Source organism: Aquabacterium lacunae, assembly GCF_004310865.1.
In the GTDB taxonomy this organism is placed as follows: domain Bacteria; phylum Pseudomonadota; class Gammaproteobacteria; order Burkholderiales; family Burkholderiaceae_C; genus Aquabacterium; species Aquabacterium lacunae.
Window position 1 is genome coordinate 1 of record NZ_SIXI01000004.1, and the last position, 12,170, is coordinate 12,170.

Sequence of the window (12,170 nt, forward strand, 5' to 3'; positions counted from 1 at the left end):
AATGTGCTCACGTTGATCACTCCTGCCCCCCGCTGCTGCAAAAAACAGCAGGGTAGGTGGATAACGTGGCTCAAAATTGGACGTGACGGAGACCCTTCAGTGGCTCAGTTTTGCTCGTGATTCAACAATCCGCCCAATTCACCAGCCACGAGTGGCAGGACTTCCTCAAGAGCCACAACCTGGTGGCCAGCATGAGCCGTCGCGGCAACTGCCATGACAACGCTGTGGCCGAGAGCTTCTTCCAGTTGCTCAAGCGCGAGCGAATCAGGCGCCAGATCTATCCCTCCAGGGATATGGCCCGCAGCGATGTCTTTCACTACATCGAGATGTTCTACAACCCGCGACGCCGTCATGGCACTGCCGAAGGACTGTCTCCGGTAGAGTTCGAACGACGTCAATCCCAGCGACTCAAGAGTGTCTAGGGAAGCCGGGGCGATTCATGTGGTGGTTGAGTGCGAGTGCCAAGCCTGACTGCTACCCCACTGTCCCAAAATTGTCCCAAATTTTGAAACGGGCAAGAAAAAAGCACTTAGCATCGCTGCTAAGTGCTTGATTTTCTTGGTGGGCGGTGCAGGGTTCGAACCTGCGACCCCTGCCGTGTGAAGGCAGTGCTCTACCACTGAGCTAACCGCCCGAAACTGGTTCGGGCCTGTGGCCACCTGCTGATTTTCACTGCTTGAACACGTTTTACGTTGTTTTCTGCAGTGATCAGCGAAGAACTAGACTATAGCACAGTTTCCAGCGATGTCCACAAACTTTTTCCGCCAGCGGCCTTGTCGAGATCCTGCAACGCCTTCTGGAAAGCCTCCTGCTCTTCGGCTGTGGGCTCCACCACGGGCAGCTGGAACTGGCTGTAGTCGATGGCCGTGAACTGGCTGCCGCCCTGCCCCTGGCTGTCGCCCTCGCTGTCGGCGTCCATCAGCAGCGCGTCCTGGCCGCGCGTCATGTTGATGTACACCTCGGCCAGCAACTCGGCGTCCATCAGGGCGCCGTGCAGCGTGCGGTGGCTGTTGTCCACTTCCAGGCGTTTGCACAGCGAGTCGAGCGAGTTGCTCTTGCCCGGGAACATCTCGCGGGCCATCACCAGCGTGTCGATCACGCCCGACACGTGGTCGGTGAACAGGCCACGGCCCAGTCGCTTGAGCTCGGCGTTCAGGAAGCCCAGGTCGAAGGCCGCGTTGTGGATCACGATCTCGGCGCCCGCGCAGTACGCCATGATCTCGTCGACCAGGGTGGCGAACACGGGCTTGTCGGCCAGGAACTCGTCGGTCAGGCCGTGGATGCGCACGGCGTCTTCGTGGTTGGGCCGCTCGGGGTTGATGTAGAAGTGCAGGTGCCGGCCCGTGAGGCGCCGGTTGACCATTTCCACGCAACCGATTTCGATGATGCGGTCGCCGGACTCAGGGCTCAGGCCCGTGGTTTCGGTGTCAAGGAAGATCTGGCGGGTCATGTCGGTGATGAGGCAGGCGACGGGCCGCCCCAAGCCTGCCGCTCCCCCTCAGGGGGACGCGAGCAAAGCGAGCTTGGGGGTCAGTGATTCTCGCGCGCGTGGTTGATCGTGTACTTCGGGATCTCGACGGTCAGGTCGGCGCCGGCCACGATGGCCTGACAGCTCAGGCGCGAGTCAGGCTGCAGACCCCAAGCGCGGTCCAGCAGGTCTTCTTCGGTCTCTTCGATCTCGTTGAGGCTGCTGAAGCCCTGGCGCACGATCACGTGGCAGGTGGTGCAGGCGGCGCTCATGTCACAGGCGTGCTCGATTTCGATGTCGTTTTCGAGCAGGGCTTCGCAGATGGTGGTGCCAGGGGCCACCTTCAGTTCGGCACCGTTGGGGCACAGGGTGGCGTGGGGCAGGATCTTGATGATGGGCATCGGGAATCTCGTGTTCAGAGCTGGTCCACCTGGCGGCCTGACAGGGCCTGGCGGATGCTGCGGTTCATGCGTTCGGCGGCAAAGGCTTCTGTGCCCTTGGCCAGGGCCTGGGTGGCGGCCTCCAGGGCGTGCAGGTCACCCCGGTCACAGCGGCTACCGATCTGGGCCATCAGCTCGTCGATCTCGGCGCGCTGTTCGGCGCTCAGCAGGTCGCCGTCGGCGGCCAGTGCGGTGCGGGTGGCTTCCAGCATGCGTTCGGCATCGACACGGGCCTCACGCAGCGCGCGGTCCTTCATGTCTTCCTTGGCGGTGGCAAAGCCTTCTCGCAGCATGTTCGCCACCTGGTCGTCGCTCAGGCCGTAGCTGGGCTTGACCACCACCGAGGCCTCCACGCCCGACAGCTGCTCACGGGCCGACACGCTCAGCAGGCCGTCGGCGTCAACCTGGAAGGTCACGCGGATGCGTGCGGCGCCCGCGGCCATGGGCGGGATGCCTCGCAGCTCGAAACGCGCCAGCGAGCGGCAGTGTTCGACCTGCTCGCGCTCGCCCTGCACCACGTGCACGGCCAAGGCGGTCTGCCCGTCTTTGAAGGTGGTGAAGTCTTGCGCGCGGGCACACGGGATGGGCGTGTTGCGCGGGATGATGCGCTCGACCAGGCCGCCCATGGTTTCCAGGCCCAGCGACAGGGGCAGCACGTCCAGCAGCAGCAGCTCGCCCTGCTGGTTGTTGCCCGCCAGCTGGTTGGCCTGGATGGCCGCGCCCAGGGCCACCACCTCGTCGGGGTTCAGGTCGGTCAGGGGCGTCTGGCCGAAGAAGGCGCCCACGGCGTCGCGCACGGCGGGCATGCGGGTGGAACCACCCACCATGACCACGCCCTTGACCTCGTCGGGCTTGATCTTGGCGTCGCGCAGCACGCGCTTGACCGCGGCCAGCGACTTGTCGATCAGGGGCTTGGCCAGCTGCGCCAGCTGCTCGCGGGTGATGAACTCCGACAGCATGCCGCCCGACAGCTTGACGCTCAGGTGCGCGCTGCCATCGGTCGAGAGCTTTTCCTTCACGGTGCGCGCGGCCACCAGCACAGCGCGCTTGTCCTGCGGCGTCACGGCCTTCAGGCCCGCCAGGGCCAGGGCGGCCTCGGCCAGCGCGTGGTCGATGTCGTCACCGCCCAGGGCCGAATCACCGCCGGTGGCCACCACCTCGAACACCCCGCGGCTGAGCTGCAGCAGCGAGATGTCGAAGGTGCCACCGCCCAGGTCATAAATGGCGTACAGGCCTTCGGCGCCGTTGTCCAGGCCGTAGGCGATGGCCGCGGCCGTGGGTTCGTTGAGCAGGCGCAGCACGTTCAGGCCAGCCATCTGGGCCGCGTCTTTCGTGGCCTGGCGCTGGGCGTCGTCGAAATAGGCCGGCACCGTGATCACGGCACCGAACAGGTCGTCGTTGAAGGTGTCTTCGGCGCGCTGGCGCAGGCTGGCCAGGATCTCGGCCGAGACCTCCACCGGGCTCTTGGCACCGGCCACGGTCTGCACGGCCACCATGCCGGGCTGGTCGTCGAACTGGTAGGGCAACTTGCCGGCATCGGGCAGGTCAGCCAGTCGGCGGCCCATGAAGCGCTTGACCGACACGATGGTGTTGACAGGGTCGTCGGCCGCGGCAGCCATGGCGTCGTGGCCGATCTGGCGCCGGGTGCGGCCCTGGTCATCGAGGAAGTAGCGCACGGCCGAGGGCAGGATCACGCGGCCCTGTTCGTCGGGCAGGCACTCCGGGGTGCCGTGGCGCACCGAGGCCACCAGCGAGTGCGTGGTGCCCAGGTCGATGCCCACCGCGATGCGGCGCTGGTGGGGGTCGGGCGATTGCCCCGGTTCGGAGATTTGCAGGAGGGCCATGGGTCAGAGGTCTTCGTACTGTTCGAGGCGGCTGTCCACCTCTTCCAGCAGGCGGTCGATGAACATCAGCGCGCGCACTTCCTGCGCGGCACTCGCGGCATCGGCCGGCGGGGTGCCATCGAGCAGCTGGGTGACGCGGGCGATGCGGGCCTTGCGGTCGGCCAGCACATCGCCCTGCAGGGCTTCGACGTCGGCGGCCGAACCGGCTTCTTCCAGGGCTTCACGCCATTGCATCTGCTGCATCAGGAAGGCGCCGGGCATGGCCGTGTTGTTCTCGGCGTTCACGGGCACACCGGCCAGCTCGCACAGGTAGGCAGCGCGCTTGAGCGGGTCTTTCAGACGCTGGTGCGCCTCGTTCACGCGCACGGCCCATTGCATGGCCACGCGCTGCGAAGCCGCGCCCTCGGCCGCGAATCGGTCGGGGTGCACGCGGGCCTGCAGGCTCTTCCAGGCCGCATCCAGCTGCGCGCGTTCGAGCGCGAAGGTGCGGGGCAGACCCAGCAGGGTGAAATCATCGGCGTCGATGTTCATGGCGGTTCAAAGTGCGAAGCCCCACCAGGGGTGAGGCTTCAGGTGTCGCAAGGCCTGTGCCGATCGTGTCGGCTCAGACGCGGAACGATTCCCCACAACCGCAACGGTCACGTTCGTTGGGGTTGTTGAATTTGAAGCCTTCGTTCAGGCCTTCACGCACGAAATCGAGCTCGGTGCCATCGATGTAGGGCAGGCTCTTGGGATCGACCAGGATCTTGACGCCCAGCTGCTCGAAGACCACGTCTTCGGGGTTCACTTCGTCGGCGTACTCGATCTTGTAGGCCAGGCCCGAGCAACCCGTGGTCTTGACGCCCAGGCGCACGCCCACGCCTTTGCCACGGCGGCCCAGGTAGCGCGTGATGTGGCGCGCCGCAGCCTCGGTCAGGCCCACCGACATGTTGTCGTTGCCGGCCATCTCGGGCAGCGGGCCCTTTTCAGGGCCACTGGTGCAGGAGTTGAGTTCAGGCTGCATGCTTGGTCTTGTAGTCGCTGACAGCGGCTTTGATCGCATCTTCGGCCAGGATCGAGCAGTGGATCTTGACCGGGGGCAAAGCCAGCTCTTCGGCGATCTGGGTGTTCTTGATGGCCAGGGCTTCGTCGAGGGTCTTGCCACGCACCCACTCGGTGACCAGGCTGCTCGACGCAATGGCCGAGCCGCAGCCATAGGTCTTGAAGCGGGCGTCTTCGATGACGCCGGTGCTGGGGTTGACCTTGATCTGCAGCTTCATCACGTCGCCGCAGGCGGGCGCGCCCACCATGCCGGTGCCCACGGTCTCGTCGCCCTTTTCGAACGAACCGACGTTGCGGGGGTTTTCGTAATGGTCGATGACCTTGTCGCTGTATGCCATTTTCTTACCTCAATGTGCAGACCACTGGATCGTGCTCAGGTCGATCCCGTCCTTGTACATGTCCCACAGCGGAGACAACTCGCGCAGCTTGGCCACGCGGTCCTTCAGGGTGTTGACCACGAAGTCGACTTCTTCCTCGGTGGTGAAGCGGCCGATGGTCATGCGCAGCGAGCTGTGCGCCAGTTCGTCAGAGCGGCCCAGGGCGCGCAGCACGTAGCTGGGCTCCAGGCTGGCCGAGGTGCAGGCCGAGCCCGACGACACGGCGATGCCCTTGATGCCCATGATCAGCGACTCGCCTTCCACGTAGTTGAACGACACGTTCAGGTTGTGGGGAATGCGCTGATTCAGGTCACCGTTCACGAAGATCTGCTCGATGCCTTGCAGGCCGGCCAGCAGGCGATCACGCAGGGCACGCACGCGCTCGTTCTCGGCGTGCATTTCTTCCTTGGCGATGCGGAAGGCCTCGCCCATGCCCACGCACTGGTGGGTGGGCAGCGTGCCCGAACGCATGCCGCGCTCGTGGCCGCCGCCGTGCATCTGGGCTTCCAGGCGCACGCGGGGCTTGCGGCGCACGTACAGCGCGCCGATGCCCTTGGGGCCGTAGGTCTTGTGCGAGGCCAGGCTCATCAGGTCGATGGGCAGCTGGGCCATGTCGATGTCGATCTTGCCGGTGGCCTGGGCCGCGTCCACATGGAACACGATGCCCTTTTCGCGGCACAGCGCGCCAATGGCCGGGATGTCCTGGATGACACCGATCTCGTTGTTCACGTACATGACCGAGATCAGGATGGTGTCCGGGCGGATGGCGGCCTTGAGCACGTCCAGGTCCAGCAAGCCATCGTCCTTGACGTCCAGGTAGGTGGCCTCGAAGCCCTGGCGCTCCAGTTCACGCACGGTGTCCAGCACGGCCTTGTGCTCGGTCTTGACCGTGATGATGTGCTTGCCACGCGACTGGTAGAAGTGCGCCGCGCCCTTGATGGCCAGGTTGTTCGATTCGGTGGCGCCCGAGGTCCAGACGATCTCGCGCGGGTCGGCGCCGATCAGGTCGGCCACCTGGGTGCGGGCCTTCTCGACGGCCTCTTCCGCCTCCCAACCGTAGGCGTGGGTGCGCGAGGCGGGGTTGCCGAAGTGTTCGCGCAGCCAGGGGATCATGGCGTCGACGACACGCGGGTCGCACGGCGTGGTGGCGCCGTAGTCCATGTAGATGGGAAAGTGCGGGGTCATGTCCATGGTCGGACTCTCAATCGTTTCAGCCACACCGGCGGCTCAGGCCATCGGCACAGCGTTTCACAAAACCTTCAATTATCGAGCCTCAGGGCCCTTTGAAGGCCCTTGGCCCTTACTTGCTCAGGGTCGTGCCCAGGGCGAACACCGAGTTCGGTGCCGTGACCTTGATGGGCTTGACCACCGGCTGCGTGGAGATGGCACGCTTGATCGGCTGCGCCTCGATGGACACGCCCTTGGCCAGCTGGTCTTCCACCAGCTTCTTCAGGCTGATCGAATCGAGGTACTCGATCATCTTGGCGTTCAGGCTGGTCCAGAGGTCGTGCGTCATGCAGCGGCCGCCGTCATCGCCCATGCAGTTTTCCTTGCCACCGCAGCCTGTCGCGTCGATGGGTTCGTCAACGGCCACGATGATGTCGGCCACCGTGATGTCTTCGGCCTTGCGGCCCAGCGAGTACCCGCCGCCAGGACCGCGGGTGCTCTCTACCAGCTCATGGCGGCGCAGCTTGCCGAACAGCTGCTCCAGATAGGACAGCGAAATCTGCTGGCGCTGGCTGATGGCAGCCAGGGCGACGGGGCCGGTGTGCTCCCGAAGCGCCAGGTCGATCATGGCCGTGACGGCGAAACGGCCTTTGGTGGTCAAACGCATGCTGATCTCCTTGTCGGGGGCGCCAATGACCCTGTGATTGGCTAGGGTTTACCTGAATGTGCCCGGTCCGGGATCGCCGGATCGGAGGGGGCCATCAATTCCCGACTGAATGACTCGATTTTAGAGTACCCCACCGTTTTGGTCAACCTTATGCAAGGGAGTTCCCTTGGTTTACGTTGATTGACACGATAGCCAAGGCCTATCGAGGCACTCGGTTGCCGCGTCCCACGTCAGTGGTCGGCGCCTTCTCGCCCTCGGTAGGGCATGGCCGCTGTCAACTGCGCCACCAGCCCGGCGCAGGCCGCTTCCACCAGGTCCAGCACGTGCTCGAAACCGGCCTCACCGCCGTAGTACGGGTCGGGCACCGCCTGGGCACCCGCGTGGGGCGAGTCTTTCGGCAGGTAGTCGACCAGGCGACGCAGCTTGCGACGAATGGCCGGGTCGTTCGGCGCCCCGTTTTCCAGCAAATGCAGGTTGTCCCAGTCCATCGCCAGCAACAGGTCGAAACGCTCGTAATCAGACGGGGCCACGCGTCGCGCGCGCAGCACGCTCAAGTCGTAACCGCGACGGGCGGCGTGCTGCTGGCTGCGGGCGTCGGGCGCTTCACCCACATGGAAGGCATGCGTGCCCGCCGAATCGACCTCCACGAAGCCTTCCAGCCCCGCCAGCGCCAGCTGGTGGCGCAGCACCGCCTCTGCCGTGGGGCTGCGGCAGATGTTGCCCATGCAGACAAACAGAACCCGGTAAGGCGCCATGACTTCCACCTTGCAAAAAACACGGAAAACAACAGGTTGAACGGTGAATGCCCCGCGTTCAGAGGGTTTACACTTAATTACTGGTGTAAACCCTAGGCGATCTGGGTACACTGCACTGCATCAATTCACTGACTTCCTGGAGGTCATCATGGCTCAAACGATCGATTCGCTGAAGCACGACACCGCCGTCGAACTGGAAAAGGTGGGCGTGATCCTCGGTTTCCTGACCGGCCTGGTGCTGGCCATTGGCCTGCTGAGCGAGCCACTGGCCTCGACCGACCTGCCCAGCTGGGTGAGCATCGCCGGTGTGGCCGCCATCGTGGCCCTGTGCACCCGCGGTGGCCTGGCCGCCAGCCGCCTGTTCTCGCGCGGCTGAACACGCGCCTTGCGTGTGCCGAAGGGCCCCTGCGGGGGCCCTTTGTCATGGCTGTGTCCAGATCGCCGCAAGCAGCCTCAGGCCCGCTTGCCAGCCGAAATCGGCACGATGTGGTCGCCCCCGGCAGCGCCAAAGGCCTGCTCCTTCAGCAGAGACAGCTGGTCGCGCAGGCGCGCGGCCTTCTCGAACTCCAGGTTGCGGGCGGCTTCCAGCATGTCCTTTTCCAGCTGCTTGATGCGCTTGCCCAGGTCCTTCTCGCTGAGCGCACCGGCATCGGCCACCGAAGCAGCCAGCTGTTCGGCGGCGCGCAGGTCATCTTTGGCGGCGTTCGACATCACACCGTCGATCAGCTCCTTGACCTGCTTGCTCACGGTGCGCGGCGTGATGCCATGCGCCTCGTTGTGCGCGATCTGCTTGGCACGGCGGCGCTCGGTCTCGCCCATGGCCTTGCGCATGGATTCGGTGATGCGGTCGGCATACAAGATGGCGTGACCGTTCTGGTTGCGCGCCGCACGCCCGATGGTCTGGATCAGGCTGCGCTCGGCGCGCAGGAAGCCTTCCTTGTCGGCATCGAGGATGGCCACCAGTGACACCTCGGGGATGTCCAGGCCCTCACGCAGCAGGTTGATGCCCACCAGCACATCGAAAGTGCCCAAGCGCAGGTCGCGCAAAATTTCCACGCGCTCGACCGTGTCGATGTCGGAGTGCAGGTAGCGCACCTTCACGCCGTTTTCGGTCAGGTAGTCGGTCAGCTGCTCGGCCATGCGCTTGGTCAGCGTGGTGATCAGCACGCGCTCGTTCTTCTCGACGCGGATGCGGATCTCCTGCAGCACGTCGTCGACCTGGTGGGTGGCCGGGCGCACTTCCACAACGGGGTCCACCAGGCCGGTGGGGCGCACCACCTGCTCGACCACGGCCCCGGCGTGTGCCTGTTCGTAGGCGGCCGGCGTGGCCGATACGAACACCACCTGGCGCATCTTCTTTTCGAACTCTTCGAACTTCAGCGGCCGGTTGTCGAGGGCCGAGGGCAGGCGAAAGCCGAACTCCACCAGCGTGGTCTTGCGTGAGCGGTCGCCGTTGTACATGGCACCCAGCTGCCCGATCATCACGTGGCTTTCGTCCAGGAACATCAGCGCGTCGGGCGGCATGTAATCGACCAACGTGGGCGGCGCATCACCCGGCCTGGCGCCTGACAGGTGGCGGGTGTAGTTCTCGATGCCCTTGCAGTGGCCGATCTCCTGCAGCATTTCCAGATCGAACCGGGTGCGCTGCTCGATGCGCTGGGCCTCGACCAGCTTGCCTTCGGCCACGAAGAACTTCACGCGTTCGTTCAGCTCGTGCTTGATACCCTCAATGGCATTGAGCACCTGCTCGCGCGGGGTCACATAGTGGCTGGACGGGTAGACCACGAAGCGCGGGATCTTCTGGCGGATCTTGCCGGTGAGCGGGTCGAACAGGGCCAGGGAATCGACCTCGTCGTCGAACAGTTCCAGGCGCAGGGCCAGCTCGCTGTGTTCGGCCGGGAAGATGTCGATGGTGTCGCCCCGCACGCGGAAGGTGCCGCGCCCGAAATCCATGTCGTTGCGCTTGTACTGCATGCGGATCAGCTGCGCGATCACGTCACGCTGGTCCATCTTGTCGCCCACGCGCACGATGAACCGCATCTTGGTGTAGTCCTCCGGCTTGCCGATGCCGTAGATGGCCGACACGGTGGCCACGATCACCACGTCGCGCCGCTCCAGGATGCTCTTGGTGGCGCTCAGCCGCATCTGCTCGATGGCCTCGTTGATGGCGCTGTCCTTTTCGATGAACAGGTCGCGCTGCGGCACGTAGGCTTCGGGCTGGTAGTAGTCGTAGTAGCTGACGAAGTATTCGACCGCGTTCTTGGGGAAAAACTCGCGGAACTCGGCGTACAGCTGGGCCGCCAGGGTCTTGTTGGGCGCGAACACGATGGCCGGGCGCCCCGCGCGGGCGATCACGTTGGCCATGGTGAAGGTCTTGCCCGAGCCGGTCACGCCCAGCAGGGTCTGGTAGCTCAGGCCGTCTTCGATGCCCTCGACCAGCTGCCCGATGGCCGTGGGCTGGTCGCCCGCCGGCGGATAGGGCTGGAACAACTCGAACGGCGAATCAGGGTAAGACACGAAGGTGCCGCTGGCGGGAGCGGCCGGCGTGGCGTCGGACGGCTGGGTCATGCCCTTGAATGTACGCGCTTTGCGGACACCCCCGCAGGGCCGGGGGTTCCTGCGGGCTGTCATGCCAGTTTCACGGAGCGTGCGCAATCTGCACGCTGTCATCACCCGGTTGTCACCCTGTCGTCACGGAATCACCATGAAGTCTCGCGCCCTGCCCTTGCACGCTCGCCTGCCCGCCTGCCTGCCCGCTCGTTTGTCGACCCGCCTGTCGCTGGTGGCTGCCCTGGCCCTGACCGCCCTGGCCCCCACGGCCCAGGCCCAGAGCTTTTCGAACGTGCTGCAAGGCGCCTCGCTGGCCTGGACCCACGTGCACGCCGCCAACAACGGCGGAACCGCCGGTTTCTTGTCGGAAATCGTGGCGCATGACCGCGTGAACGGACAGCTGTGGGTGTCGGGTGTGACCGGCATCGACGTGCTGGACGCCACCACCGGCAGCCGCATCGACCACATCAACACCAGCGCCTTCGGCAGCGTCAACAGCGTGGCCATCCACAACGGCGTGGCCGCCCTGGCCCTGGAAGCCAGCGCGCGCACCAGCCCAGGCACCGTGCAGTTTTATGACACGCGCACCCGGCAGCTCACTGGCAGCGTGACCGTGGGCGCCCTGCCCGACATGCTGACCTTCACCCCCGACGGCAGCCGTGTGCTGGTGGCCAACGAAGGCACGCCCAGCAGCTATGGCGCGCGCCTGGCCGATTCGGGCGGGCACCGCAACTACGGCCTGTCAGCGCAAGACCCGGCCGGCAGCGTCAGCATCATCGACGTGCGCACCCGCACCGTGACGGCCACGGCCACCCTGGGCGGCGTGCCCACCACGGGCAGCCACTTGCGCACCAACACCGGCATGGACGCCGAACCGGAATACATCGCGGTGAACCGCGCGGGCACACAGGCCTATGTGTCGCTGCAAGAGGCCAACGGCATGGGCGTGCTCGACTTGCAGACCGGCACCTTCAGCAAGGTGGTGGGCCTGGGCGCCAAGGACTTCGGCGCCGCGGGCAACAGCATCGACCCGCTGAACAATGGCACCGTCAAGTTCAGCAACGTGAACGCCAAGGGCCTGTACATGCCCGATGGCATGGCCGCCATGGAGCGCAACGGCCAGACCTATGTGCTGATGGCCAACGAAGGAGACTTCCGCGAGGACGACGCCGACCGCTCGGCCGGCAGCAGCTTCGGTGGCACCGGCGAGCTGGCCAACCTGCGCGTGTCGAACACCGATTCGTCCAGCGGCAACCTGCTGGCCGCTGGCGCACGTTCCTTCTCGATCCGCGATGCCGACGGCAACCTGGTCTACGACAGCGGCGACACGCTGGACAAGGCCGCCTTCGAGGCTGGCCTGTACGACGACAACCGCAGCCGCGACAAGGGCGTCGAGCCCGAAGGCATCGAAGTGCTGACCCTGAACGGCCGCACCATCGCCTTCGTCGGCCTGGAGCGCACCACCCAGTCGGCCGTGGCCGCCTTCGACGTGACCGACCCCACGCAGGTGAGCTTCCTGCGCCTGCTGGTGGCCAGCGGGCAGCAAGCCCCCGAAGGCCTCGAAGCCTTCGAGCAGGGAGGGCGCTACTACCTGGCCTGGTCGGCCGAGGGTGGCAGCCTGAACACGGGCAACCGCACCACCGTGTTCGACCTGGGCGCCGTGGCCGCCGTGCCGGAACCCGGCACCTACAGCCTGCTGCTGACCGCCCTGGGCCTGGGTGCTGTGATCCGCCGCTGGCGCACCAAAACGGCCGTCTGACGCAAGGCTTCACGCCACGACCACGCAAGACAGGCGATAATGAAGGGTTTGTCCGGTGTCAAAAATCACCGGGCGCCCCTCCAGAAACCCCCGCTACCCCGA

The 12,170-nt window shown here is 65.3% G+C and carries 12 protein-coding genes, 1 tRNA gene and 1 pseudogene; 3 read left to right on the forward strand and 11 right to left on the reverse strand.

Going from position 1 to position 12,170, the window contains the following annotated elements:
- Window positions 1-86 precede the first annotated feature (86 nt).
- Window positions 87-422 (forward strand): annotated as a pseudogene (locus tag EYS42_RS09900) (IS3 family transposase); the annotation flags it as partial.
- A 137-nt stretch (window positions 423-559) separates the two neighbouring features.
- Here the strand turns inward: EYS42_RS09900 and EYS42_RS09905 are convergent.
- The 10 genes from EYS42_RS09905 to EYS42_RS09950 form a co-directional block, all read right to left on the reverse strand.
- Window positions 560-634 (reverse strand) — tRNA-Val (locus EYS42_RS09905).
- Between the two features lie 90 nt (window positions 635-724).
- Window positions 725-1,450, reverse strand: coding sequence for a DNA polymerase III subunit epsilon (gene dnaQ, locus EYS42_RS09910; protein ID WP_130968017.1), 726 nt, complete (start codon window positions 1,448-1,450; stop codon window positions 725-727).
- 80 nt (window positions 1,451-1,530) lie between these two features.
- Window positions 1,531-1,869 (reverse strand): ISC system 2Fe-2S type ferredoxin, encoded by a 339-nt coding sequence (gene fdx / locus EYS42_RS09915; RefSeq protein WP_130968018.1) that lies wholly within the window; start codon window positions 1,867-1,869, stop codon window positions 1,531-1,533.
- A gap of 14 nt (window positions 1,870-1,883) precedes the next feature.
- Window positions 1,884-3,752 carry a Fe-S protein assembly chaperone HscA gene (hscA, locus tag EYS42_RS09920; protein ID WP_130968019.1) on the reverse strand — a complete coding sequence of 623 codons (1,869 nt, stop codon included), beginning with the start codon at window positions 3,750-3,752 and terminating at the stop codon, window positions 1,884-1,886.
- A gap of 3 nt (window positions 3,753-3,755) precedes the next feature.
- A complete protein-coding gene (hscB, locus tag EYS42_RS09925) occupies window positions 3,756-4,283 on the reverse strand; it encodes a Fe-S protein assembly co-chaperone HscB (RefSeq protein WP_130968020.1) in 528 nt (175 codons plus the stop codon).
- A gap of 73 nt (window positions 4,284-4,356) precedes the next feature.
- Window positions 4,357-4,680, reverse strand: coding sequence for an iron-sulfur cluster assembly protein IscA (gene iscA, locus EYS42_RS09930; RefSeq protein ID WP_130968444.1), 324 nt, complete (start codon window positions 4,678-4,680; stop codon window positions 4,357-4,359).
- A 64-nt stretch (window positions 4,681-4,744) separates the two neighbouring features.
- Window positions 4,745-5,131, reverse strand: a complete 387-nt coding sequence (gene iscU, locus EYS42_RS09935; protein ID WP_130968021.1) for a Fe-S cluster assembly scaffold IscU — start codon at window positions 5,129-5,131, stop codon at window positions 4,745-4,747.
- Between the two features lie 9 nt (window positions 5,132-5,140).
- Window positions 5,141-6,361, reverse strand: coding sequence for an IscS subfamily cysteine desulfurase (locus tag EYS42_RS09940; RefSeq protein WP_130968022.1), 1,221 nt, complete (start codon window positions 6,359-6,361; stop codon window positions 5,141-5,143).
- A gap of 109 nt (window positions 6,362-6,470) precedes the next feature.
- Window positions 6,471-7,004, reverse strand: a complete 534-nt coding sequence (iscR, locus tag EYS42_RS09945) for a Fe-S cluster assembly transcriptional regulator IscR (protein WP_130968023.1) — start codon at window positions 7,002-7,004, stop codon at window positions 6,471-6,473.
- Window positions 7,005-7,234: 230 nt separating this feature from the next.
- Window positions 7,235-7,759 carry a low molecular weight protein-tyrosine-phosphatase gene (locus tag EYS42_RS09950; protein WP_130968024.1) on the reverse strand — a complete coding sequence of 175 codons (525 nt, stop codon included), beginning with the start codon at window positions 7,757-7,759 and terminating at the stop codon, window positions 7,235-7,237.
- A 148-nt stretch (window positions 7,760-7,907) separates the two neighbouring features.
- Between EYS42_RS09950 and EYS42_RS09955 the strand changes: the two genes are divergently transcribed.
- Window positions 7,908-8,135, forward strand: a complete 228-nt coding sequence (locus EYS42_RS09955) for a hypothetical protein (protein WP_130968025.1) — start codon at window positions 7,908-7,910, stop codon at window positions 8,133-8,135.
- Between the two features lie 77 nt (window positions 8,136-8,212).
- Here the strand turns inward: EYS42_RS09955 and uvrB are convergent, their stop codons facing one another.
- A complete protein-coding gene (gene uvrB, locus EYS42_RS09960; protein WP_130968026.1) occupies window positions 8,213-10,327 on the reverse strand; it encodes an excinuclease ABC subunit UvrB in 2,115 nt (704 codons plus the stop codon).
- Between the two features lie 136 nt (window positions 10,328-10,463).
- Here uvrB and EYS42_RS09965 point away from each other — a divergent pair, with 136 nt between their 5' ends.
- A complete protein-coding gene (locus EYS42_RS09965) occupies window positions 10,464-12,068 on the forward strand; it encodes a choice-of-anchor I family protein (RefSeq protein ID WP_130968027.1) in 1,605 nt (534 codons plus the stop codon).
- The last annotated feature ends 102 nt before the right edge of the window (window positions 12,069-12,170 follow it).

Bases quoted from the DNA above. Each gene is read 5' to 3' on its own strand.
- dnaQ (WP_130968017.1), bottom strand. From the start codon at position 1,450: ATGACCCGCCAGATCTTCCTTGACACCGAAACCACGGGCCTGAGCCCT.
- fdx (WP_130968018.1), bottom strand. From the start codon at position 1,869: ATGCCCATCATCAAGATCCTGCCCCACGCCACCCTGTGCCCCAACGGT.
- hscA (WP_130968019.1), bottom strand. From the start codon at position 3,752: ATGGCCCTCCTGCAAATCTCCGAACCGGGGCAATCGCCCGACCCCCAC.
- hscB (WP_130968020.1), bottom strand. From the start codon at position 4,283: ATGAACATCGACGCCGATGATTTCACCCTGCTGGGTCTGCCCCGCACC.
- iscA (WP_130968444.1), bottom strand. From the start codon at position 4,680: ATGTCGGTGGGCCTGACCGAGGCTGCGGCGCGCCACATCACGCGCTAC.
- iscU (WP_130968021.1), bottom strand. From the start codon at position 5,131: ATGGCATACAGCGACAAGGTCATCGACCATTACGAAAACCCCCGCAAC.
- EYS42_RS09940 (WP_130968022.1), bottom strand. From the start codon at position 6,361: ATGGACATGACCCCGCACTTTCCCATCTACATGGACTACGGCGCCACC.
- iscR (WP_130968023.1), bottom strand. From the start codon at position 7,004: ATGCGTTTGACCACCAAAGGCCGTTTCGCCGTCACGGCCATGATCGAC.
- EYS42_RS09950 (WP_130968024.1), bottom strand. From the start codon at position 7,759: ATGGCGCCTTACCGGGTTCTGTTTGTCTGCATGGGCAACATCTGCCGC.
- EYS42_RS09955 (WP_130968025.1), top strand. From the start codon at position 7,908: ATGGCTCAAACGATCGATTCGCTGAAGCACGACACCGCCGTCGAACTG.
- uvrB (WP_130968026.1), bottom strand. From the start codon at position 10,327: ATGACCCAGCCGTCCGACGCCACGCCGGCCGCTCCCGCCAGCGGCACC.
- EYS42_RS09965 (WP_130968027.1), top strand. From the start codon at position 10,464: ATGAAGTCTCGCGCCCTGCCCTTGCACGCTCGCCTGCCCGCCTGCCTG.